A 23,392-nucleotide genomic window follows, 5' to 3' on the forward strand; every position below is an offset into this window, starting at 1 on the left:
ATTGCTATGAAAATCGCTCAAGAAATCCGCGCTGGTAACGTGATCATGTTCGGCAAGGACCCGATGATCGTTCTGAAGACCGAATACGCACGTGGCGGCCGTGGCGCTGCCACCGTGCGCATGAAGCTCAAGAGCCTGATCGGCAACTTCGGCACGGAAAACGTGTTCAAGGCCGACGACAAGATCGACAACGTGATCCTGGAGAAGAAGGACTGCACGTACTCCTACTTCGCAGACCCCATGTACGTCTGGATGGACCCCGAGTTCAACCAGTACGAAGTGGAAGCCGAAAACATGGCTGATGCACTGAACTACCTCGAAGACGGCATGACCGCTGAAGTGGTTTTCTACGACGGCAAGGCCATCTCCGTCGAACTGCCGACCACCATCGTGCGCGAAATCACCTGGACCGAGCCAGCCGTCAAGGGCGATACTTCGGGCAAGGTGCTCAAGCCCGCCAAGATCGCTACCGGTTTTGAAATCGCTGTGCCCCTGTTCGTGAGCCAGGAAGACAAGATCGAAATCGACACCCGCACTGCCGAATACCGCAAGCGCGTGTAATGCCTGGGCCGCAAGCCCCAGCCAGAACAACCTCCATGCCCCGCGCTGGAGGTTTTTTTTCGCCCAGGCATCGCAGACCTTTCCAAGAGGAGACAGCCGCAAGCGGGCCATTGCAGCAATGCACATGCAGATACATATTTTTACCCATTAAAAATAGCCAAATATTTTTGCCCCGGTAAAATAGAGCGCATATCCCCAAAAATAGAAAGAACAAGTGGCCATGACTACCGAGACATTGACCGGCCGGTTGACAATTTTCCAGGGCCACCAGCGCCTGCTGCAAGCCGACCGCCTCACCGTGCTGCGCTATCTGCAAAACCATGACGAACTGCACCCTGGCGGCAGCCCTACCCCTTTGTGGGTGTTTGACGACCTCTCCGGCTTGCGGCTGGACCTGAACTGGCGCTCGGAACTTGCGCCCACCATCCCTCCCACCCCGTTGGATAGTGCAGAACCTGCGCCCGTTACCCCGGCGGCCGCACCGATGGAGCCGGCCAGCCACGGCCGTGCCGCGCGGGCCGTGGGACGCCCCAAACTGGGTGTGGTCTCGCGCGAAGTCACTTTGCTGCCCCGCCACTGGGAGTGGCTCAACCGCCAGCCGGGCGGCGCCTCCGCCGCGTTGCGCCGGTTGATCGACGATGCCCGCAATGCCCACGCGGAGAAGGATTCCCAGCGCGCCGCGACCGAGGCCACCTACCAGTTCATGCAGGCGATGGCAGGCGATCTGCCCGGTTTTGACGAAGCCTGCCGCGCGCTGTTTGCCCACAAGCAATCGGCATTCTTGCTGCAGACCCAGGCATGGCCTGATGATGTACAAGCTTATCTGCACCAGCTCAGCCGTCCCATCTGGCCGGTGTAAGCGCTACAGTCCCGTTCCCCCGACTACACACGCCCCCATGTCTTCGCCCCTTCCCCTCACGCAGGCTGTGCCGCCCGCCCCGCCTGTACGCCCCCTGTGGCAAGTGTTCATGGTGTTTCTGGGCCCCATGCTGCTGTCCAACATCCTCCAGTCTCTCTCGGGCACGCTCAACAGCATGTTTCTCGGTCAGATGATGGGGGTCAAGGCGCTGGCTGCGGTCGCGGCCTTCTTCCCGGTCATGTTTGTCTTTATTGCGTTTGTCATCGGCCTGGGCGCTGGCGCCTCGGTGCTGATTGGCCAGGCCTGGGGCGCAGGGCAGCCCGACAAGGTGCGCGCCATTGCCGGCACCACCTTGCTGACCGGGCTGGCCATGGGGGCGGCGGTGGCGCTATTTGGCGGCCTGTTCACCCAGCCCATCATGCGGCTGCTGGGTACCCCAGCCGATATCCTCGAGCAGGCCACGGTGTATTCGCGCATCGTCTTGCTGGGCATGCCCGGGCTGTTCATCTTCCTGCTATTCACCTCGCTGCTGCGCGGCGTCGGCGACACACTCACGCCCATGTGGTCGCTGATCGTGTCCACCGGCATCGGCCTGGTCAGCACCCCGGCGCTGATTGCCGGCTGGGGCGGCCTGCCGCGCCTGGGCGTGGCCAGCGCCGGGGTGTCGATGATCCTGGGCTTCAGCATCGCCCTGGTCTGGCTGACGGTGCAGCTGCGCCGCAAGCGCAGCGTGCTGGCACCCAACAGGGCGCTGTTGCGCGCTATGCGCCCGGATTGGGGCTTGCTGCGCGGCGTGCTGCGTGTGGGCATCCCCACCGGCGTGCTGATGATCGCCACCTCGCTGGCCGGCCTGGTCGTCCTGTCGCAGATCAACGGATTTGGATCCAACGCCACCGCCGCCTACGGCGCCGTGAACCAGATCAATGCGTTCGCGCAGTTTCCGCTGATCTCGATCGCCATCACCGCCTCCATTCTGGCCGCCCAGTCGATCGGCGCCGGCCGCAGCGAACGCCTGCCCGCCATTGCGCGCACTGCGATGCAGATCAACCTGGCCATAGGGGGCGCCACCGCGTTGCTCGGCACCCTCTTCGCCAGGCCTTTGCTGTCGATCTTCATCACCGATCAGGAGGTGCTGCATGTGGCCGTGGAACTGCTGCGCATTGTGCTGTGGAGCGGTCTGCTGTTTGGCGCCTTCGCGTCCCTGGCAGCGCTGATGCGTGCCAGCGGTGATGTGCTGATCCCCACGTTGATCACCATCGGCGTGATTGCTACGCTGGAGCTGCCGCTGGCCTGGCTGTTCAGCCGCCACTTTGGCCTGGTAGGCATCTGGATGGCCTTCCCGGTCTCCTACGGCATCACATTGGCGCTGCAAACCTGGTACTACCAGGCCATCTGGAAAAAGCGCCCGATCCGCAAGATGGTCTGAGCGCGGCACGCCCAGGCGCTGCGCCCACGAGCCCAGGTGACAAGCGCCGTAAAAACTGAAATCATGGCCAGCTGCAGCAGCCTGCCTGCCTTCAACGATCTGCCTTTATGCCCAAGCTTGATAACTACCGCGTGCCCGTCAACGGCCCCGTCCATCTGGCCGACTACGACCCGGCCGCCACACCGTTTGCACACGGCACTGTCAAGGCCCAGGAAAAGGACCTGAAGGCGCTCAACAAGCAGCTGGCGCAGCTGATGCGCCCGCTGCAGGGCGAGAACAAGCGCTCGGTACTGTTGGTGCTGCAAGGAACGGACACCAGCGGCAAGGACGGCACCGTGCGCGGCGTGTTCAAAACCACGGGACCGCAGGGCCTGCGCATGGCCACCTTCAAAAGCCCGAGCAAGGAAGAGCTCTCGCACGACTACCTGTGGCGCTGCCATGCGGTGGTGCCCGCCAAGGGCGAGATCGGCATCTGGAACCGCAGCCATTATGAAGACGTGCTGGTGCCGCTGGTCAACGGCTGGATCACGCCGCAGGTCGCCAAGCAGCGCTATGCGCAGATCAATGACTTCGAGCGCCTGCTGGCCGAGAACGGCACCACCGTCCTCAAATGCATGCTGCATATCAGCAAGGACGAACAGCGCGTTCGGCTGCAGGAGCGCATCGATGTGCCGGAAAAACGCTGGAAGTTCAGCCTCGATGACCTCGCGGTGCGCAAGCAGTGGGACGCCTACCAACAGGCCTACGAGGACCTGCTGGAAGCCACTTCCACCGCGCATGCGCCCTGGTATGTGGTGCCGGCCGACAACAAGCTGCACCGCAACCTGATGGTCAACACCTTGCTCAACCACTGCCTGCTCGACATGCAGCCGCAGTACCCGGTCGATTTCCCCGAGCTGGTCGGCCTGCAGGTCGAATAAGCGCGCCCGGCAAAAGCGCACCGACCACAGAAAAGGGGCCTGCTGCAACAGCAAGGCCCCTTTGCTTTGTCTACGATCCAGTGTCTAAACCGGCACACCCACCAGGTCATGGCCCTGGCTGCGCACAATGCGCACCTTGATCAGCTCGCCGACCTTGTAGGTCTTGCTGAGCTTCTCGGGCGGCAGCAGGTGCACGACACCGTCGATCTCGGGCGCATCGGCATAGGTACGGGCGATGCCACCCTTCTTGCCCAGGCCGATGGCCTTGTCGACCAGCACCTGCATGGTCTGGCCCACACGTCGCTCCAGGCGCTTGGCGGACACCTCTTCGGCCACTTCCATGAAACGGGCGCGGCGCGCTTCGCGCACCTCAGCGGGCAGCATGCCGGGCAGCTCGTTGGCGGTAGCGCCTTCCACCGGGCTATAGGCAAAGCAGCCTGCGCGGTCAATCTCGGCCTCACGGATAAAGTCCAGCAGGTGCTCGAACTCTTCTTCGGTCTCGCCGGGGAAGCCGGCAATAAAGGTCGAGCGGATCACCAGCTCGGGGCAGATCGCACGCCACTCACGGATGCGTTCCAGATTGCGCTCGCCGCTGGCCGGGCGCTTCATGCGCTTGAGTACATCGGGGTGGCTGTGCTGCAGCGGCACATCCAGGTAAGGCAGCACCAGGCCTTGGGCCATCAGCGGCAAGATCGCGTCCACCGTAGGATACGGGTACACATAGTGCAGGCGCACCCATGCCCCATACGGCTTGGCCAGTTCGCCCAGCGCTTCCACCAGCTCCAGCATGCGGGTCTTCACCGGCTTGCCGTCCCAGAAACCGGTGCGGTACTTCACATCGACACCGTAGGCGGAGGTGTCCTGGCTGATCACCAGCAGCTCCTTGACGCCACCGGCAAACAGCGCCTTGGCTTCCTTGAGCACATCGCCAATCGGGCGGCTGACCAGATCACCGCGCATCGAGGGGATGATGCAGAAGGTGCAGCGGTGGTTGCAGCCTTCGGAAATCTTCAGGTAGGCATAGTGCTTGGGCGTGAGCTTGATGCCCGCCTCGCCAAAGCTGCCGGGCACCAGGTCGATGAAGGGGTCATGCGGCTTGGGCAGGTTGGTGTGGACCGCGTCCATCACCTCTTGCGTGGCATGGGGGCCCGTTACCGCCAGCACGCTGGGGTGCATCTGCTTGACCAGGTTGCCGCCGCCGTCGCCCATCTTGGCGCCCAGGCAACCGGTCACGATCACCTTGCCGTTCTCGGCCAGCGCCTCGCCAATCGTGTCCAGGCTTTCGCGCACGGCGTCGTCAATGAAGCCGCAGGTGTTGACGATCACCAGATCGGCGCCTTCAAAGGTCTTGGAGGTCTGGTACCCCTCGGCGCTCAACTGCGTCAGGATCAGCTCGCTGTCGGTAAGGGCTTTGGGGCAGCCCAAACTGACGAACCCCACCTTGGGGGTTCGGTTGGCGTCGAGCGTCGCAGTGGCAGCGTGGGTATCGGTATTCATTTTTCTTGCAGGGGAACCTGGCAACTAATCTGGGCGGTATTTTAAAGCAGGCGCCCTGACAGGCTCCGCCCCTGGGGTATAGACCCGCAGGCGGGGGCCTGGAGAACGTGCATTCAGGTGGGAGATAGGCGGACAAGCGCGGGGAAGGCTGCAGCGCCAGCGCAGAAAACAACACAAGCTGGCCACACCGGGCCTGCTTGTGTTGCGGAGACTGCCAAGGCCGCCAACGCGCCTCCTTCGCCTCAGGGCTGTTCAATGCGCAGCGCATGGGCTTCCGTCTCGGTGGGCAGCTCCCAGCGGTTCAGCAGCGATTGCAGCGCCTTGTTGGACAGGGTCGAGTCTCGGCGGCTGTTACGGCGCAGCAGCTCGGCACGGGACTGCTCCAGATACACCAGCTCCACTTCGGCACCGTAGGCATAGAGCAGATCGAGCGTGCGCGTTCGCATCTGCAGGCTCAGGTGCGTGGCGCTCCAGACGAAAGGCGCCTTCTTGCGGAGCAGCTCCCGGGCCTTGTCATGCGCAAAGTGCGCAGCAGCGCCTTCGTTTTCGCCGTGCTTCAGGTCCAGTGCGTCTCTCGCATCATCGAAGGACACCACAGGCAGGCCGCGCCGGTGCTGCGCCAGCCAGCTGTCCTTTCCCGATGCCGGCAGGCCACACATCACAGTCACGCGCGATCCAGGTTCCTGAAAGAGCGCATAGTCCGGGTGTACGTCCGCCCCCCGGAAGTAACTCAGCCTGGTGTGGGCATCGGCAAACCGCCGAGGGCTCCCATAGCATCCTTCTTCGCGCGCTAGTTCCCGAAAGAGTTCGATGTTGTCCAGCACCGCCTGCTGGTCCATGCACACACGCCCGCGCATATCCGCCTCGGCCAGAGCGGCCAGGTGGACGAGATTCACTTGCCAGGACGTCTCCCGCACCATGCGCTCGGGCGTCTTGCCAGAACGAGACCCCGCCAACGCGAAAAATGGCAGCTGATGCACCGCAATCAGGCGGCAGACCGCCTCCCGCAGCTCCAACGGCGCGTCCGCATCCCAGAGCAGCACGCGGGCCTCCACCGCTCCCTTGCGGGAATGGCCGGGCTGGCCAATGGTCCCGGTCTGCGGGTCGATGACCGTCGTGCGGTATTTGGCCACATCGTGCAGCAAGGCCGCCAGAAACAAGACCGCACGGTCATGCGGACTCGCCTGCAGGTAGTCCGGCAGCGCCAGCAGCTCGTGCACCACCATTTGGGTGTGCGTCCAGACATCCCCTTCGGCATGGTAACGGGGGTCCTGCACCGTCGTCTTGGCCCGCTCCAGTACCGGGAAGGCCGCCAGACAGGCGGCAAAATCCGGGGCAGTTCCCGGCGCAGGCACCAGGCCTGCAATCGTTGACCAGTTCATACCCCCTCCTTTGCGGGAAAACTCTTTCCCGATGCTCGGCCGGCACCATCCGGCCTGCCTGCCCGGTCGCCCCGGGCCATCGCTTTCAATGCCTCCAGCGAGCGAACGGTGTGCAGGGACAGGTCTTCCCAGCGCACCGAAGGCTGTGGCGCATAGAGGTCGACCCCTTGTGCCAGGCCATTGGCAATCATCGGCCGCTGGCTGTGGTGCGAGCCGCTGTCCAGAATCGTCTGGAGAAAGTCCTGCCGCACGAGCTTGTAGCGCGCCACCACCTGCCCGCCCTCCTCCACCTTCAGGTACAGGCCTTCTGCCAGGTCCGAGTTATTCGTCTGCTGCCAGCACAGCGGGGCCGGTAGGCCCTCTCGCTGGACGGCGAGGTCAAACGACTGGCGCCAGGCGCGGCTCTTGGCCAGCGAGGGCCGCACCAGTGCCCACAGCAAGGCAGGGTCTGTCGGCATCGGACCTTCGTAGAGCACCGGGACGGACAACACCGGTGATCCCTGCAGGAGGACATGGCGTCGCGGGGTGGATAGGAATTGACCCGTTTCGCGGTCAAAAATGTCGAACTCGTGGAAGTGGTGCGGCAACTGGTCATAGAAGACCGAGTGCTTGGCATGGGTCCACTCACCGTAGACGACGAAGCGGTCTTCCAGGCGCTCAAGCAACGCAGCTTCATGGGCTGCGGCCCAGACTTTGAAGAGGTTGAACTGCCGCTCGCTGCCGCCGCCCACCAGGTAGTGGCCCCGGGATTGCAGCAGCTGCTCGCCAGCGCCGGTAAAGGAAATGCCGGCGTTGGCGCCGTCGAGTTTTTCCTCGATGACGACGTGTTGGCCGGCCAGGGCTTTGAGGGGCACCTGGTCATGGGCATCGTCGCCCGCTTGCAAGCGCGATCCTTCCAGGTGGGGCGTGCGCGGGTATTTGAATATCGAAAGAGAGTGGGGATTCATGTTCGTTGCAGCGAGAAGCGTCTCGCTGTCCAGCAGGACAGGGAAAGCCAACGAACGTGAGGCGCAGGTCGACCGCTCTTGCCCCAAAAGGAAAGAGGTCGTCGCGCAGGGGAAGCGGGGGATTCAGCGCTCCCGCAGCCTCATGGCAGGCGTTGGGAGCTCGGAGCCAGTACCGCAGCCAGCTGTGGCGCAGACTTGCGCCGCACGAGGCTGCAAATGCAGTCGTCGGCGATTAGCAGGTGACGAACAGGCGGGACATGTCGGGCTCCGAAAAGGGCAAGAGGTTTGAAAGGTCTGATGTTATAGCACGTGCAGTCCCTGTGTTCAACGAATGGGCCAACACTGCGTTGAACGCCCTGGTCTGCGCCAGCTGCATGTGGCTGCTACGCCACCCGGCAACGGATGCGCAAGATGGCTGGACCCCTGCAGCAGCGCCCAGTCAACCCCGGCATCAGGGCCGCTTGATCCCGAAGGCCGTCAGCATCTGCTCGGTCTGCTTTTGCATCTGCTCCTGCATCTGCTGGAAGAACTGCTGCGACTGGGCCTGGTAGTTGCTCGCATCGGGCATGCCTGGCACGCCGGGCATCGGCATGCCCAAAAAGTTGCGCCACATCTCGGGCGTGGCGCCCTTCATCTGGTCGGCAAAGCGGCCTTGCATCTCCGTGAACAGCTGCACATTACGCTCCAGGTAGGAGCCCATGAAGCCCTGCATCGCATGGCCGTAGAAGCGGATGATGTTGACCAGCATGGCCTCGGTGAACATCGGCGCGCCGCCGGCTTCCTCATCGAGAATGATCTGCAGCAGAATGCTGCGCGTCAGGTCCTCGCCGGTCTTGGCGTCCTTGACGACGATGGGCTCGTTCTGCATGACCAGCGCCTTGACCTCGGCCAAGGTGATGTAGGCAGAGGTCTGGGTGTCGTACAGACGGCGGTTGGGGTATTTCTTGACGACGCGCTCGGACGCGGCAGCTGTTCCTGGGGTGTTTTCCGGCACGCGGATCTCCTGTGTCTCTCGCCAACGGCGGGCTTTATGGGAATACCGACCATCCTAGTCTCTGGGACGGCGGTTTTTACCTCTAAGGCAATTTTTAGATTGTAGTGACGGCGGAGGCCTGTTGCGCTGCAGCACTTACCCTAAGAACCTGTTCTAAGATGCGCCCGCCCGGCCCTTGAGCCAGTTGCCAAAGGCCTGCAGCGCAGGCTGGGCGGGCATGGGCTCGGTCGCCAGCGGGGTCATCCAGTAGTAGGCGCGGCTGCCTTTCAACGGCTGCTCGCAGGCAACCACCAGCTCGCCCCGGGCCAGCTCATCCTCGATCAGCATCGGCGGAATCAGCGCCACCCCCATGCCCGCTGCTGCGGCCACGGCCAACATCGAGAACAGCTCATAGCGCGGGCCATCGAGCGCATGGGGGGCAGGCACACCGGCAGCATCAAACCACTTGCGCCAACCATCGGGCCGGGTGCTTTGCTGCAGCAGCGGCAATTGCGCCAGCACCTGGGGCGATACGGTCAGGTAGGCTCGGCCGCGCCCGCGCTGGGTGGCGCCTTCCAACAGGCGCGGGCTGCAGACCGGCACGATCACCTCGTCCATCAACCAGGTCGCCTGTGTACCCGGCCATTGGCGCGCCTGCTCGGCAGTACCGGCATAGATGGCGGCATCGACCAGGCGCTCGGCAAACGCAAAGGGCCGGGTCTGCACATCGATATGCACGACCACGCCGGGATGCAGCTGCAAAAACTGCGGCAGGCGCGGCAGCAGCCAGCGGGTCGCAAAGGTGGGCACGGCCGCAATGCTGATCGCGCCGCCTGCGCCCTGGTGGGCCATGATGTCCAGCGTGCCGCGCTCAATGCCCTGCAGCCACTGCGCCACCTGATGGCTGTACTGGTGGCCCGCAGGCGTCAGCACCATGCCGTGGCGCGAGCGCTTGAACAGCTGCACGCCCAGTTGCTCTTCCAGCGCAATGATCTGGCGCGAGACGGCGCTTTGCGTCAGCGCCAGCTCCTGGGCGGCGCGGGTGTAGCTCTCGTGGCGGGCGGCGGCCTCAAAACAGGCCAGTGCCTGGGTCGAGGGAATCATTCGGCGCATATCTTGTCTCCGATGTGACGCATGGCATCACTGCATCTTTCTCTGGCATTACCCAGTGCATGCGTTTTTATAAATGCGTAGGTCGCATATCTGGATGATAAACAATCGTTTGCCCCGCTGCTATCGCGGGTCTACCATGGCGGCTGTTTTGGCAGGGCAGCGCATTGGCGTCCGGCCCCGCCTTCCAATAAGCGAATACCGATCCAAGGAGCAGACATGGCGCAATTCACCTGGGAAGATCCCTTCCACCTCGACGAACAACTGACCGAAGACGAGCGCATGATCCGCGACGCGGCCCGTGCCTATTGCCGCGACAAGCTGGCACCACGCGTGCAGGAAATGTTCCGCAAGGAATCGGTGGACACCAGCATCTTCCGTGAGATGGGCGAGCTGGGCCTGCTGGGCCCCACGATCCCGACCGAGTACGGTGGCGCCGGCCTCAACTACGTGAGCTACGGCCTGGTGGCGCGCGAGATCGAGTACATCGACTCGGGCTACCGCTCGATGGCCTCGGTCCAGTCCTCGCTGGTGATGGTGCCGATCAACGAGTTCGGCACCGAAGCGCAAAAGCAGAAGTACCTGCCCAAGCTGGCATCGGGCGAGTTCATCGGCTGCTTTGGCCTGACCGAGCCTGACCACGGCTCCGACCCTGGCAGCATGGCCACCCGCGCCTACAAGGTGGATGGCGGCTACAAGCTCAAGGGCAGCAAGATGTGGATCACCAACAGCCCCATCGCCGATGTGTTCGTGGTCTGGGCCAAGGAAGTCTCCGAAGGCGGCGCCGTCGGCCAGATCCGTGGCTTTGTGCTGGAAAAGGGCATGAAGGGCCTGTCGGCTCCTGCGATCCACGGCAAGGTGGGCCTGCGTGCCTCGATCACCGGCGAAATCGTCATGGACGATGTGTTTGTGCCGGAAGAAAACGCCTTCCCCGAAGTGCGTGGTTTGAAGGGCCCCTTCACTTGCCTCAACAGCGCCCGCTTTGGCATTGCCTGGGGCGCGATGGGTGCGGCCGAGTTCTGCTGGCACACCGCGCGCCAGTACACGATGGACCGCAAGCAGTTTGGCCGCCCGCTGGCTGCCAACCAGCTGATCCAGAAAAAGCTGGCCGACATGCAGACCGAAATCACGCTGGGCCTGCAAGCGGCGCTGCGCGTGGGCCGCATGAAGGACGAGCACCAGAACGTCATCGAGATCACTTCGCTGATCAAGCGCAACAACTGCGGCAAGTCGCTGGACATTGCCCGCCTGGCCCGCGACATGATGGGCGGCAACGGCATCAGCGACGAGTTCGGTGTGGCGCGCCACCTGGTCAACCTGGAAGTGGTGAACACCTACGAAGGCACGCATGATGTGCACGCGCTGATCCTGGGTCGGGCCCAGACCGGCATCGCCGCGTTCGCCAACTAGGAACGACCCGAGCCCCATCGCATGCAGCGCCCGCTGCATGCCTGCCCACAACCCACTTCACCGCAGGCGCTGCGTGGGTGGGTTGTGGTGTTTTGTGATCGCTTAACCACCCCCTTGCCGGATGCGAATGGCGCCGCCCTGAGGCGGCACGTACCATCGGCAAGTTTTGCAGAAATTTCTTGCTGCAGCGCCTGTTGCATATGCATGGGCAGCTATCGAATTTGGAGACACCATGACCGCAAGCATCGCGCCGCTGGACGGCATCAAAGTTCTGGATCTGTCGCGGGTGCTGGCCGGCCCCTGGTGCGCGCAGATGCTCGGTGACCTGGGCGCTGAGGTGATCAAGGTCGAGCGGCCCGAGGCCGGTGACGACACGCGCCACTGGGGCCCTCCCTACCTGCACACCGATGACGGCACCAAGACCGAGCAGGCCAGCTACTACACCTGCTGCAACCGCAACAAGCGCAGCATCACCATCGACATGGCCTCGCCCCAGGGCCAGGCGCTGATCGTCGAGCTGGCCAAGGATGCCGACATCCTCGTCGAGAATTTCAAGGTCGGTGGCCTCAAGGCCTATGGCCTGGACTATGAAAGCCTGCGCAAGATCAACCCGCGCCTGATCTACTGCTCGGTCACCGGCTTTGGCCAGACGGGCCCCTACGCCCCGCGCGCCGGCTACGACCTGATGGTGCAGGCGATGAGCGGCATGATGAGCATCACCGGCCACCCTGATGGCGAGCCCGGTGGCGGCCCGCTCAAGGTGGGCGTCGCAGTCACCGATGTGTTCACCGGTATTTACTCCTGCTGCTCGATCCTGGCCGCGCTGCAGGCACGCCACCGGACCGGCGAAGGCCAGCACATCGACATGGCGCTGCTGGATGTGGGCATGGCCGTGCTGGCCAACCAGGCCGTGGGCTACCTGAATGCGGACGATATTCCGCAGCGCGCAGGCAATATCCACCCCAGCGTGGGCCCCTACCAGGACTTCCCCAGCAAGGACGGCAATGTGCTGCTGGCCATTGGCAACGACGGCCAGTTCGCGCGCTTTTGCGCCGCCACCGGCAACGAGGCCTGGGCACAGGACCCGCGCTTTACCCGCAACTCGGGCCGCATCATCCACCGCAAGGATTTGCAGGAACTGATGTACCCGTTGATGAAGACCCGCACCACCGCCGAATGGATTGCGCTGCTCGAAGACAAGGCCGTCCCCTGCGGCCCCATCAACAACATCGCCCAGGCCTTTGACGATGCGCAGGTGATTGCACGCGGCCTGCATGTGCAGATCCCGCGCGATGCCGGCGACCAGATCGGTACGATCAGCACCGTCGCCAGCCCCATGCGGCTGACCGCTACGCCGCCTGTGGTGCGCCGCCCGCCGCCCGCAATGGGCCAGCACACCGACGAGATTCTGGCCGAGCTGGGCCGCTCGCCCGCGCAGATTGCGCAGCTGCACAGCGAAGGTGTGGTCTAAGAACCTGTTCAAAGGGCTGGGGGCTATTGCTTCCATACACCAAGGGCCGCAACGCGGCCCTTTTTTCATCCCTAGAGAGGCTCAGTCAAACAGACCCAGGCTGATGCCGTCGCCCAGCGCTGCACCCTCCCACTCCAGCAGCTGCAGCTTGGTGCGCGTGCCGCCATTGGCCGAGAAGCCGCCGCGCGCGCCATGCGCCGCCAAGATGCGGTGGCAGGGCACCACGGGTGCAAAGGGGTTGGCCCCCAGCGCCTGGCCTACCGCACGGGCCATCCCCTTGCCACCCAAGTCGTCGGCAAGCTCACCATAGCTGCGCGTCTGCCCCGGCTCAATGGCCAGTGCCAGCTGGTAGACCGCACGCGAAAAATCCGGCACCCCATGCCAGTCGAGCACCACATCATCGAGCAGCGGCAAACCGCTGTGCGCGGACCAGCGGTTCAGGGTCAGCAGGCTGCGCAGGTCGCCCAGCACGGGGGCAGGTGCATCCGGCCAGCGCGCGCTGCCCTCCGGTTCACCGGTCTCCTGGCGCCCGGCCAGCAGCCACTGCACGCCGGCCACCGCCTGCAAAGCCTGGGCACTCAGATCACCGGGCGCCTGGGCCTGTGGCCACAAGCCCTCGCGGCGCTGGCGGGCATGCTCCAGCAGGCGCATCTGTGTAGCCTCCAGGCTGGGCTCGGGCAGCCGCAGCGCGACAACGGCTTGCGCACCCCAGGCAATGCCACAAACACCCAGGCGGGTGCGGAACAAGGCATGGCCCGTTTGCGCAGCATCCCAGGCATCGCCGGGCAGGGAGCGGGAAGAAAGCGGCTCAGTGTTCATGCCCCGCATCTTGCCCCCACCATGCCAACCCCGCAAGCCGCAGTGCCACTGTCAGCCTTTGCCGCCCAAGCCGCGCTGCCCCCCGGGCTGACAGGACAATCAAGCCCGTGTTCCCCGATAAGAAGAGCCCCATGACCAACACCCTGCCAGCCCAGCACGCCGCCATCATGCGCGAGGTGCTGGACAGCGCCCACCGCAACCGCCATCTGCACAAAGGCCGCCCCTTTGCCGCAGCGATTGCCGATGATGCGGGCCGCATTCTGGGCCGGGGCGTCAACACCATCAGCCAGACGCAGGACATGACCGGCCACGCCGAGATGGAAGCCATCCGCGACTGCTGCCGCCAGCGCCAGCTGCCGCATCTGCAGGGGCTGACGGTCTATGCCTCCGGCCACCCCTGCCCCATGTGCCTGGCAGCAATAGTGGCGGGCCGGGCCAAGCAGGTGTTTTTTGCGTTTGACAATGCCGATGCGGCGCCTTTCGGGCTGTCGAGCGAAGGCGTCTACCAGCGCCTGGGCTTGCAGCTGCAACCGCCGCCACTGCCCATCCACCGGCTGAATCTGGGCATCAGCGCAGCGCAGCTCTATGGCGATGCGCCCTGGCCCAGCGCGGGCTGACAAGCGCCTTACCTGGCCTTCGCGCTTTGCGCTGGCTTTACGTCTGCCCCTTATGATCGGGCAGCTATTTTTGGCGGCCATGCCGCCCTTCCCTCCGCTTGCATGACCCCGCCTTCTGCCCCGCCCCCTGCCGTTGACCGCCAAGCACTGCGCTGGATTGCTGCGCTGTTTGTACTGGTCATGGCCAGCCGCCTGCTGGCCTCGCACGGCGTGTCCTGGGACCAGAACGAGCAGCTGGTCTGGTCCCAGCAACTGGCGCTGGGCTATGGGCCCCAGCCGCCGCTCTACACCTGGCTGCAATGGGGCCTGGTGGGGGTGCTGGGCCCGAGCACCCTGGCCGTGGTGCTGCTGAAAAACAGCCTGATCGCGCTGAGCTTTGTCTTTATGCTGCTGGCCGCACGCCAGGTGCTGCCCGCGCGCCAGGCCTGGCTGGCCGCTGCCGGCATGACCTGGCTGCCCGGCATTGCCTGGCAGTTGCTGCGCGACCAGACCCATACGGTGATGCTGACCTGCGCCATCTGCGCCACCTGGTGGCTGCTGCTGCGCCAGTTGCGCCAGCCGCGCCCGCTGGGCTTTGTCTACCTGGGCCTCGTCGTCGCCTGGGGCATGCTGTCCAAGTACAGCTACCTGCTGGTCGCCGTCACCCTGCTGGCGGCCTGCCTGAGCATGGCCAGCACGCGCCGCGCACTGTTGTCGCGCGGCTGGTGGCTCACGCCGCTGATCAGCATCGCGCTGGTCGCCCCCCATGCCTGGTGGGTGCTGGAGCACTGGCAAGCGGCCAGCGGCGCCACCCTGGACAAGCTGCATCCAGCAGAGACCAGCTCCTACCTCAGCGGCCTGGCCCACGGCCTGCGGGATCTGCTGGCCTTTTTGCTGCTGGCGGTGCTGCCCTTGCTGCTGATGGCGCGCTGGACCAGTGGGCGCTTTTGGCAACAGCGCGCTGCTGCCACCGGCGCTGTCAATCACAGCCCCACGCCTGACTGGCTGGTGCCGCTGCTGCGCCGCTATATGGCGCTGGTGGCGGGCGCGTTGGTGCTGATGGCGCTGGCGGGTGCGGCCAAGTTCGATGGCCGCTGGATCCAGCCGCTGCTGCTCATTTTTCCTCTCTACATGCTGGCCCGCTGGCCGGCGCTCGCGCAGTCGGACATAAGCCGCCGGCGCTATCTGCTGGCCTGTCTGGGCATGCTGGTGCTGGTCTGGTCGCTGGCGTTGCTGGCGCCGCTGCGCGATGCCAAGCGCGGCAAGGGCGACCGCCTCAACTGGCAGCTGGACCTGATTGCCAACACCTTGCGCCAGGCCGGCTACCAAGGCCAGGGCATGGTGCTGGCTGAGCACCACACCACCGGCGGCGTGATGCGCATTCTGTTCCCCCAGGCCAAGATCGTGGTCTGCGATGCAGACGAGCCGGGCTTCCATAAGGACTGCGCCTGGCAGGCCGCTGAAAGCGCCCGCCGCCAGCACCTGCCCTGGCTGCAGGTCTCCACCGAGGACCCGGCGCCCGATGCCTGGTGGTGGGCCGCCTGGCCCGTCGATGCGATGCTGCAGGTGCAAGAGGCCGAGCTGCCCTACCGCTGGACCGATCCGGCACGTGCGCAGATGCAGATGAACTTTGTGGTGTCTCCGGCGGGCAGATAAACAGCGCACGGCGCCACTAAGATCTGGCCATTTCCCTCGCCGCCCAGACCATGACCGACACCGCCGCCATCGCCCAAGAGCACTGGATCGGCCTGCCCCCACAGGGCCGGCTGTATGCCAAAACCTGGACCCCGGGCACCACGCACAAAGCGCCACTGGTGCTGCTGCATGACTCGCTGGGTTCAGTCGCGCTGTGGCGCGATTTTCCGGCGCAGCTGGCCCAGGCCACGGGACGGCAGGTGATCGCCTATGACCGCCTTGGCTTTGGCCAATCGGATGCGCGCAGCGGCACGCTGTCGGCGCAGTTTGTGGCTGAAGAGGCGGAGCTTTACTTCCCCATTGTGCGCCAGCATCTGGGCCTGGATCGCTTTGCGTTGCTGGGCCATAGCGTGGGTGGCGGCATGGGCATTGCGATAGCCGCCGGCGCGGGCCAGGCCTGCACGGCGCTGGTGACCATCGCCGCCCAGGCCTTTGTCGAAGACCGCACGCGTGCGGGCATTGCCGAGGCCCGCGCGCTGTTCCAGGACGCTGCGCAATTGGAGCGCCTGGCCAAATACCACGGCAGCAAGGCACGCTGGGTCGTGGATGCCTGGACGGAGACCTGGCTCAGCCCCGCGTTTAGCGATTGGAACGTGGACGCCTGGCTGCCCCGCCTGCAATGCCCCCTGCTCGCCATCCATGGTGAGCTGGATGAATACGGCAGCACCGCGCATCCCGAGCGCATTGCCCGCCAAGCCGGCGGCAGTGGCCAGACCGAGATCATCGCCGGCGCCCACCATGTGCCGCACCGCGAAATGGCCGAGCAGGTGCTCGGCCGGGTGCGTGCTTTTCTGGCGCAGGCCGGCTAGACCTGCGTTTGGCTTTTGATTAATAAGCGACCGTGAAGCGGGCCTTGCTGTGCAGATGCTGCTCCAGCGCATCGACCAGGGCCACCGCCAAATCCGCCGCCGAGATATCGCCAGGGCTGCCATCGGCTTGCCACAGCGGCTCGTCCTTGCCGGTGCGGTACTGGCCAGTGCGGCCCTGGCTTTGCGCGGCTGATCCGCCATGGAAGCCGACTGGCGGGCTCAGCACGGTCCAGTCCAGCGCGGTCTCTTTTTGCAGCGCGCTGTACATGTCGCGGGCCGCACTGGCTCCGGGCTTGATGGCGGCTGGGAACTCGGGCGAATCCACCAGCTGCTGGCCGTTCACATACAGGCTGCCTGCGCCGCCCACCACCAGGTAGCGGGCCACACCGGCCGCGCGGGTGCCAGCCTCGATGGCCTGCGAGCCCTTGAGGAAGTCCTCGTAGATATTCGGGTTGGTCCAGCCTGCGTTGTAGGCCGATAGCACGGCATCGCTGCCGGTGGCCGCCTTTTGCACCACGGCCGCATCCATCACATCCCCCTGCAGCACTTGCAGATGCGGGCGGGGCTTGAGCTTGGCGGGGTCGCGCACCAGGGCCACCACCTCGTGGCCGCGCTGCAGCAGTTCATCAAGCAGTGCAGCGCCTACAAAACCGGTCGATCCAATCAGTGTGACTTTCATCGTATTTCCTTTGCATGGACAAAGGCGGGCAGCCTCTGCGCCACGCCATGACCACACTGTATGGCGAAGAAGTGGCATTGATAATCCCTCCCATCCAAGCATTTCTTTGAAGCTGTGCTTCATAATCTGGCGATGGAAGACCTCAAGCGCATGGCTATTTTTGCGACCGTGGTCGAGCAAGGCTCGATGACGGCCGCCGCACGCCTGCTGGGCATGAGCGCCTCGGCGGTGAGCCAGCAGGTGCGCCACCTGGAAGCCCAGGCGGGCCTGCCGCTGATGCATCGCACCACGCGCAGACTGAGCCTGTCCGATGCCGGGCAGCGCTTTTATGCACAGTGCGCAGTGATGCTGCAGGCCGCACGCCAGGCCCGCGCCGAGCTCGATGCCGAGCGCGACGAGCCAGTGGGCGAGCTGCGCATTGCCGCCGTGCTGGGCCTGGCCGCACCACTGGGCCGGGCGCTGGCACCGTTGCTGCATGCCCACCCGCAGCTGCGGCTGCAACTGCTGCTCGATGAATCGCACAGCGACCTGGTAGCAGAGCGGGTGGACATCGCCATCCGCCTGGGCGAGCTGCCCGACTCCCACTGGGTGGCCCGCCCGCTGGGCACCTTGCCCTGGTGGATATGCGCCGCCCCCGCGCTGGCGCAAGGCAGGCCGGTGCCGCAACACCCGCAGGCCTTGCAGGCCTGGCCCTGGATGGCGCGCAACATCGGCAAGACCACCAGCGCCAGCATGCAGCTGCAGCACCGCCACAGCGGCGAGGTGGTCATGCTGCACACGGCGCCACGCATCATCAGCAACCAGCAGTACGCGCTGCAACAGCTGTGCAGCGAGGGGCTGGGCCTGGCGCGGCTGTTTTCGCTCGAAGTGGCTGACCAGGTGCGCAGCGGCCAGCTGCTGCGCCTGCTGCCCGACTGGGACTGCGGCAGCCTGCGCATCTCCGCCCTCACCCCCGAGCGCCAGGCGCTGCCTGCACGGGTGCGGCTGGCGCTGGCCACCTTGCAGGCCCACTTTGCGCCGCTGGCGCTGTCCTGAAGCGCGTTGCCTGGCCGCCCTGAGCGGGCGCTTGCACCTTCGCTGTTGCCTAAAAAGAACGTGAGGGGCAGCGGTGGTTTTGGCAAATACGCAAGAATCCTCCCTTGGTGGTCGGTGTACTGCCTGGATCCCTATCGCTGCGCGTACCCCGCGCGGCCTATTAAACCGCCGTGTATCCGGACGGCGGTGGCTTAACGAACGGAAGCTTTATGACCCACTCTACCGCTCGCCGCTCGGCGCTGCGTGGCCTGTCGCTGGCCGCGCTCACCCTCTCCAGCCTGGCAAGCTTCAGTGCCCATGCAGACACCCCAGCGGTGCTGCGCGTATCTGCCATCCCCGACGAGGCACCCACGGAGCTGCAGCGCAAGTTCAAGCCGCTGGGCGAGTACCTGTCGCAGGCGACGGGCATGAAGGTGGTGTTCACGCCGGTGTCCGACTATGCGGCGGTGGTTGAATCCCTGGCCACCAGGAAGCTGGACCTGGCCTGGCTGGGCGGCTTTACCTATGTGCAGGCAAAGATCCGCACCAATGGCACGGCCATCCCGATCGTGCAGCGCGCCGAAGACGCGGTGTTCACCAGCAAGTTCATCACGGCCGACCCCAGCATCCAGACCCTGGCCGACCTCAAGGGCAAGACCTTCGCGTTTGGCGCGCCTTCGTCCACCTCGGGCAGCCTGATGCCTCGCTACTTTCTGCTGCAGGACGGCCTGAACCCGGAAAAGGACTTCAAGACCGTGGCCTACTCGGGCGCGCATGACGCCACCGTGGCCTTTGTGGCGGCCGGCAAGGCCGAGGCCGGCGTGCTCAATACGTCGGTATGGGACAAGCTGGTCGAGACCAAGAAGGTGGACACCAGCAAGGTGCGCGTGTTCGCCACCACCCCCACCTACTTTGACTACAACTGGACCGTGCGCGGCGACCTGGACCCGGCCATCATCAAGAAGCTGACCGATGCCTTCCTGGCGCTGGACCCTGCCAAGCCCGAGCACAAGGCCATCATGGATTTGCAGCGCGCCTCCAAGTTCATCCCGACCAAGCCCGAGAACTATGCCGGCACCGAAGCGGCTGCCAAGTCTGCCGGCCTGCTCAAGTAAGGGGCCGCCGGGCATGGGCACTGCTGCAGGGCCCATGCCGCCTGCCTCTGCTGCACTTTTCCAGCATTTGATCCATGAGCTTTGTGCTTGACGATGTGGGCCTGACCCACACCAATGGTTTTGTCGCACTCGCGGGCATTCGCCTGTCGGCGGCCCAGGGCGAGAGCATTGCGCTGATCGGCCCCTCCGGCGCGGGCAAGACCTCGCTGCTGACGGCCATCGGCACCGCCCACCTGCCCAGCAGCGGCCGCATGCAGGTGCTCGGCCAGGCCTTGCCGGCGGCGCCTGCCACCCCCTCCGTGCGCGAGCTCAAAGCGCTGCGCAGCCTGATTGGCACCGTGCACCAGAGCGCGCCCATTGCGCTGCGCCAGCGTGTGGTCACCGCCGTGCTGGCCGGCCGCCTGGGCCAGTGGCCGCTGTGGAAGGCGCTGGCATCGCTGGCCTACCCGCAAGACATCGCCGGCGCCCGCGAGGCCCTGGAGCGTGTGCAGATGGAGGACAAGCTCTTTGCGCGCTGCGACCAGCTCTCCGGCGGCCAGTTGCAGCGCGTGGGCATTGCCCGGGTGCTCTACCAGCAGGCCCGGCTGATTTTGGCCGATGAGCCGGTCTCCGCACTCGACCCGGCGCTGTCGCTGGCCACCGTGCAGCTGCTGGTGCAGGAAGCGGCTGCGCGCCAGGCCACCTTGGTGGCCAGCCTGCATGCGGTGGACCTGGCCCTCCGCTGCTTTGCACGCATTGTCGGCATCCGCGGTGGCCGGATTGCCTTTGACCTGCCCGCTGCACAGGTGAGCCAGGCACAGCTCCAGGCCCTGTATGCCCATGCCGATGGCAGTGCGGCCGCATTGCCCACGCTGGGCAGCATGGGCAGCGCCACGCCGCAAGTGCTGTCCAGCCCGGCAGCTGAAGTGATCACATGCCGCTGATGCCTGCCGCTGCCGCGCACACGCATCGCCGCGATCCCGCTGCCCGTGGCCGGCTCATCGCGCTGCTGCTGGCGGCCGTAGTGCTATGGCCGATACTGCAGACCTCGGGCTTCTCGCTGGCGCCGTTTTTTGACAGCAACAATCTCAAAGTGGTCGGCGGCTTTCTGGCCCAGTTTCTGCCGCCCGAGAGCAGCCAGGAGTTTCTGGGCTACCTGGGCCAGGCCAGCCTGGAGACCCTGGCCATTGCCACCGCCGGCATGGCGCTGGCACTGCTGCTGGCGCTGCCGCTGTCCTACCTGGCGAGCGGCGCTGCGCGCGAGAAAGTCAGCCTCAACCCCCTTACCCGCGGCGTGCTGACCATTCTGCGCGGCGTGCCCGAGCTGGTCTGGGCGCTGGTGTTTGTGCGGGTGTTTGGCCTGGGCCCCGCCGCTGGCGTGCTGGCCCTGGGCCTGACCTATGGCGGCATGCTAGCCAAGGTGTATGCCGAGATTCTGGAATCCACCGACCCGGCCCCCGCCCGCGCCCTGCGCGCCAGTGGCGCAGGTCGCCTGCAGGCCCTGCTCTACGGCAGCCTGCCGCAAGCTGCGCGTGAGCTGACCTCGTACACCGTCTACCGCTGGGAATGCGCGATCCGCGCCTCGGTGGTGATGGGCTTTGTGGGCGCGGGTGGCCTGGGCCAGCTGATGGACCAGGCGATGAAGATGCTCAATGGCGGCGAGGTCGCCAGCATCTTGCTGGCCTTCATGCTGCTCGTGGCGCTGGCCGATCTGCTGTCCTGGTGGCTGCGCCGCGCGCTCGATACGCCGCCAGCGGCCCGTGCGCTGCCTTTTGGCTGGCGCAGCGCGGCCATGCTGCTGCTCGGCGGCATCGGCCTGTGGGCCAGCTTCTGGCTGCTCGGCATCGACTGGTCCGCGCTGTTCAGCCGCGATGCGCTGCAATCGATGGGCAGCTTCGTGGCCGGTTTTTTCTCGCCCGACCTGAGCGCCGCCTGGCTGCGCAAGGTGGCCCAAGGGTTGTGGGAGACCCTGGCCATCTCCGTTATCGGCAGCCTGCTGGCGGCCATGGCCGGGCTGCTGCTGGCCTTGCCGCGCTGGCGCGCACCCTGGAACGCGCTGCTCAACCTGCTGCGCTCGGTGCCCGAGCTGGTCTGGGCGACGATCACCGTGCTGGCGGTGGGCCTGGGCCCGTTTGCCGGCGCGCTGGCGCTGGCCTTGCACACGGCCGGGGTGCTGGGCCGGCTCTATGCCGAGGCCTTGCAGAATACGCCTACCGCTCCCGCCCGGGCGCTGCGCCTGGCCGGCAGCAGCCGCCTGCTGGCCTTTTGCTACGGCACGCTGCCAGCGGCCGCGCCGCAGTTGCTGGCCTACACCCTGTACCGCTGGGAGATGAACATCCGCATGGCGGCCATCCTCGGCTTTGTCGGCGCTGGTGGCCTGGGCCAGCTGCTGTATGTCGAACTCTCGCTGTTCCACTACGCGCAGGCCAGCACCGTCATCATTGCCATGCTGCTGCTGAGCATGGTGGTGGACTGGAGCAGTGCCGCGCTGCGCCGCGCGATGCGCTGAACCCCCATCCCTGATGTCTCCCTCCTCCCGCAAAACCTGGCAGCTGCTGATCCGCAGGCTGCATCTGTACATCGGCCTGCTGGTCGCGCCGTTCATCGTGGTGGCTGCCGCTACCGGCCTGCTGTATGCGCTGACGCCCCAGCTGGAAAACCAGCTCTACCGCAGCGCGCTGCAGGCCGAATCGGCGCCAGGCGCCCCGGCGCAGCCGCTGTCGGCCCAGGTGCAGGCCGCCTTGCAGGCCTTGCCGGCATCGGCTGCGGTGCTGGCCGTGCGCCCGGCGCCCGATGCCCGCAGCACCACCCGCGTCATGGTGGCCGATGCGGCGCTGGGCCCCTCGGAGTACCGCAGCCTCTTTGTGAACCCCTACAGCCTGGCGCTGCAGGGCGACCTGACGGTCTATGGCACCAGCGGCGTGCTGCCGCTGCGCAAGCAGCTTGATCTGCTGCACCGCCAGTTGCTGATGGGTGAATGGGGCCGCACTTACAGCGAACTGGCGGCCTCCTGGCTGTGGGTGGCTGCGCTGGGCGGTGTGGCCCTGTGGTGGCTGTCGCGCCCGCAGCGGGCTGGCGCCCCTGTGAACCATACTCCGCTGCGCCGCTGGCACCATGGCTTGGGGCTGTGGCTGCTGGTGGGCCTGCTGTTTCTGTCGGCCACGGGCCTGACCTGGTCGCGCTGGGCCGGCGGCCATTTTGGCCAGGCGCTGCAGCAGATGGGCTGGCAAACGCCGCGTTTGAACACCAGCCTGGGCACGGACGCCAGCAGCGCCCATGCCCACCACCAGCCCGCAGACCCGCATGCGGACCATGCAGAGCACCAGGCCGCGCCCATGGCCATGGCTGGTATGGCCGGTATGGGCCCCATGCCGCAGGACTTTGACACCGCCCTGGCACTCGCCCGACAACATGGCCTGGCATCCAGCAAGCTGGAGATCCGGCCCCCCGCCGCCGCAGGCAAGGCCTGGACGGTGACGGAGATCAACCGATCGTGGCCGACCGAAGTCGATGCGCTGGCCATGGACCTGGCCAATGGCCAAGTGTTGCACCACAACCGCTTCAGCGACTACCCGCTGGCCTCCAAGCTGACGCGCTGGGGCATTGACCTGCACATGGGCAGCTGGGGTGTGCTGAACCAGGCCTTGCTGGTGCTGCTGGGCGCCGGCATGGTGGCGATGGCGCTGACCGGCTGGCTGCAATGGCGCAAGCGCCCGGGCCGCGGCCGCGAATGGCTGCATGGCCAGCTGACCCTGGTCCACCAATGGCGCCAGTTGCCGCGTACTGCTGCGCTGGCCCTGTTGCTGGTGGCAGCCGCCTTGGGCTGGCTGCTGCCGGTGCTGGGCTGCAGCCTGTTGGCACTGCTGGCGCTGGATGCCTGGATCTACCTGCGCCGATCGCACCCAGCTGCGCAACACTAGGGACCCTCTGCCAAACTCCCTGCCGTGGTCTGAACGCGGACTCGGGCGATCCGCTGCGTTGTCTTCCTTGTCAATAGCTACGGCTCGACTGCAAAAGACGCCTTGCGTCTCATCCCGATCCGCGTCCATCCCGCTTGGCGAGGGTTTTGCAGAGGATCCCTAGACCAAAAAAAGCCCGGCACAGAGCCGGTGCCGGGCAAGTGGACGGGG

General features: G+C 65.6%; 21 protein-coding genes. 14 read left to right on the plus strand and 7 right to left on the minus strand.

Annotation, left to right across the window (positions count from 1 at the left end):
- Window positions 1-6 precede the first annotated feature (6 nt).
- The 4 genes from efp (at window position 7) to MJ205_RS13680 (ending at window position 3,766) form a co-directional block, all read left to right on the plus strand.
- The gene (gene efp, locus MJ205_RS13665; RefSeq protein WP_021026959.1) at window positions 7-561 is read left to right on the plus strand and encodes an elongation factor P; all 555 of its coding nucleotides are present in this window, start codon (window positions 7-9) and stop codon (window positions 559-561) included.
- Between the two features lie 220 nt (window positions 562-781).
- Entirely contained in the window at window positions 782-1,420 is a 639-nt protein-coding gene (locus MJ205_RS13670; protein ID WP_239808972.1) for a DUF2239 family protein, read from the plus strand.
- A 37-nt stretch (window positions 1,421-1,457) separates the two neighbouring features.
- Window positions 1,458-2,846 carry an MATE family efflux transporter gene (locus MJ205_RS13675; protein ID WP_239808973.1) on the plus strand — a complete coding sequence of 463 codons (1,389 nt, stop codon included), beginning with the start codon at window positions 1,458-1,460 and terminating at the stop codon, window positions 2,844-2,846.
- A gap of 107 nt (window positions 2,847-2,953) precedes the next feature.
- Window positions 2,954-3,766, plus strand: coding sequence for a PPK2 family polyphosphate kinase (locus tag MJ205_RS13680; protein WP_239808974.1), 813 nt, complete (start codon window positions 2,954-2,956; stop codon window positions 3,764-3,766).
- 84 nt (window positions 3,767-3,850) lie between these two features.
- On the opposite strand, the gene rimO is transcribed toward MJ205_RS13680, so the two are convergent.
- The 5 genes from rimO to MJ205_RS13705 all read right to left on the minus strand — a co-directional run bounded on the left by rimO (window position 3,851) and on the right by MJ205_RS13705 (window position 9,678).
- On the minus strand, window positions 3,851-5,263 hold the full coding sequence (rimO, locus tag MJ205_RS13685) for a 30S ribosomal protein S12 methylthiotransferase RimO (protein ID WP_239808975.1): 1,413 nt from the start codon (window positions 5,261-5,263) through the stop codon (window positions 3,851-3,853).
- A 242-nt stretch (window positions 5,264-5,505) separates the two neighbouring features.
- Complete coding sequence (locus tag MJ205_RS13690; RefSeq protein ID WP_239808976.1) at window positions 5,506-6,645, minus strand: AAA family ATPase; 1,140 nt, start codon at window positions 6,643-6,645, stop codon at window positions 5,506-5,508.
- Entirely contained in the window at window positions 6,642-7,592 is a 951-nt protein-coding gene (locus tag MJ205_RS13695; protein WP_239808977.1) for an RNA ligase family protein, read from the minus strand. The genes MJ205_RS13690 and MJ205_RS13695 overlap by 4 nt, the downstream gene beginning before the upstream one ends.
- 451 nt (window positions 7,593-8,043) lie before the next feature.
- A complete protein-coding gene (gene phaR, locus MJ205_RS13700) occupies window positions 8,044-8,586 on the minus strand; it encodes a polyhydroxyalkanoate synthesis repressor PhaR (RefSeq protein ID WP_239808978.1) in 543 nt (180 codons plus the stop codon).
- Window positions 8,587-8,739: 153 nt separating this feature from the next.
- Window positions 8,740-9,678 (minus strand): LysR substrate-binding domain-containing protein, encoded by a 939-nt coding sequence (locus tag MJ205_RS13705; RefSeq protein ID WP_239808979.1) that lies wholly within the window; start codon window positions 9,676-9,678, stop codon window positions 8,740-8,742.
- A 216-nt stretch (window positions 9,679-9,894) separates the two neighbouring features.
- Between MJ205_RS13705 and MJ205_RS13710 the strand changes: the two genes are divergently transcribed.
- Together MJ205_RS13710 and MJ205_RS13715 are read left to right on the plus strand one after the other, a co-directional pair.
- On the plus strand, window positions 9,895-11,085 hold the full coding sequence (locus MJ205_RS13710; protein WP_021026966.1) for an acyl-CoA dehydrogenase: 1,191 nt from the start codon (window positions 9,895-9,897) through the stop codon (window positions 11,083-11,085).
- 232 nt (window positions 11,086-11,317) lie between these two features.
- Window positions 11,318-12,556: a CaiB/BaiF CoA transferase family protein gene (locus MJ205_RS13715; protein ID WP_239808980.1), complete on the plus strand. Its 1,239-nt coding sequence runs from the start codon at window positions 11,318-11,320 to the stop codon at window positions 12,554-12,556.
- An 81-nt stretch (window positions 12,557-12,637) separates the two neighbouring features.
- Here the strand turns inward: MJ205_RS13715 and MJ205_RS13720 are convergent, their stop codons facing one another.
- Window positions 12,638-13,375, minus strand: coding sequence for a methylated-DNA--[protein]-cysteine S-methyltransferase (locus MJ205_RS13720; RefSeq protein WP_239808981.1), 738 nt, complete (start codon window positions 13,373-13,375; stop codon window positions 12,638-12,640).
- 131 nt (window positions 13,376-13,506) lie between these two features.
- Between MJ205_RS13720 and MJ205_RS13725 the strand changes: the two genes are divergently transcribed.
- From MJ205_RS13725 to MJ205_RS13735, 3 genes are all read left to right on the plus strand, one after another.
- Entirely contained in the window at window positions 13,507-13,992 is a 486-nt protein-coding gene (locus MJ205_RS13725; protein WP_239808982.1) for a nucleoside deaminase, read from the plus strand.
- A 102-nt stretch (window positions 13,993-14,094) separates the two neighbouring features.
- Window positions 14,095-15,627, plus strand: a complete 1,533-nt coding sequence (locus tag MJ205_RS13730; protein WP_239808983.1) for a glycosyltransferase family 39 protein — start codon at window positions 14,095-14,097, stop codon at window positions 15,625-15,627.
- A 50-nt stretch (window positions 15,628-15,677) separates the two neighbouring features.
- Window positions 15,678-16,475, plus strand: coding sequence for an alpha/beta fold hydrolase (locus MJ205_RS13735; RefSeq protein WP_239808984.1), 798 nt, complete (start codon window positions 15,678-15,680; stop codon window positions 16,473-16,475).
- A gap of 19 nt (window positions 16,476-16,494) precedes the next feature.
- Here MJ205_RS13735 and MJ205_RS13740 read toward each other — a convergent pair whose 3' ends face one another.
- Window positions 16,495-17,154 (minus strand): NAD(P)-dependent oxidoreductase, encoded by a 660-nt coding sequence (locus MJ205_RS13740; protein ID WP_239808985.1) that lies wholly within the window; start codon window positions 17,152-17,154, stop codon window positions 16,495-16,497.
- Between the two features lie 132 nt (window positions 17,155-17,286).
- Here MJ205_RS13740 and MJ205_RS13745 point away from each other — a divergent pair, with 132 nt between their 5' ends.
- From MJ205_RS13745 to MJ205_RS13765, 5 genes are all read left to right on the plus strand, one after another.
- A complete protein-coding gene (locus MJ205_RS13745) occupies window positions 17,287-18,189 on the plus strand; it encodes a LysR family transcriptional regulator (RefSeq protein WP_239808986.1) in 903 nt (300 codons plus the stop codon).
- A 209-nt stretch (window positions 18,190-18,398) separates the two neighbouring features.
- Window positions 18,399-19,283 carry a putative selenate ABC transporter substrate-binding protein gene (locus tag MJ205_RS13750; protein WP_230774633.1) on the plus strand — a complete coding sequence of 295 codons (885 nt, stop codon included), beginning with the start codon at window positions 18,399-18,401 and terminating at the stop codon, window positions 19,281-19,283.
- A gap of 74 nt (window positions 19,284-19,357) precedes the next feature.
- Window positions 19,358-20,206, plus strand: a complete 849-nt coding sequence (locus MJ205_RS13755) for a phosphonate ABC transporter ATP-binding protein (protein ID WP_239808987.1) — start codon at window positions 19,358-19,360, stop codon at window positions 20,204-20,206.
- On the plus strand, window positions 20,197-21,771 hold the full coding sequence (gene phnE, locus MJ205_RS13760) for a phosphonate ABC transporter, permease protein PhnE (RefSeq protein ID WP_446715028.1): 1,575 nt from the start codon (window positions 20,197-20,199) through the stop codon (window positions 21,769-21,771). The genes MJ205_RS13755 and phnE overlap by 10 nt, the downstream gene beginning before the upstream one ends.
- Window positions 21,772-21,784: 13 nt before the next feature.
- Window positions 21,785-23,182: a PepSY-associated TM helix domain-containing protein gene (locus tag MJ205_RS13765; protein WP_239808988.1), complete on the plus strand. Its 1,398-nt coding sequence runs from the start codon at window positions 21,785-21,787 to the stop codon at window positions 23,180-23,182.
- Window positions 23,183-23,392 lie beyond the last annotated feature (210 nt).

Origin of the sequence: Comamonas sp. B21-038, assembly GCF_022387135.1 — a bacterium.
GTDB classification, from domain to species: Bacteria; Pseudomonadota; Gammaproteobacteria; order Burkholderiales; family Burkholderiaceae_C; genus Comamonas; species Comamonas sediminis.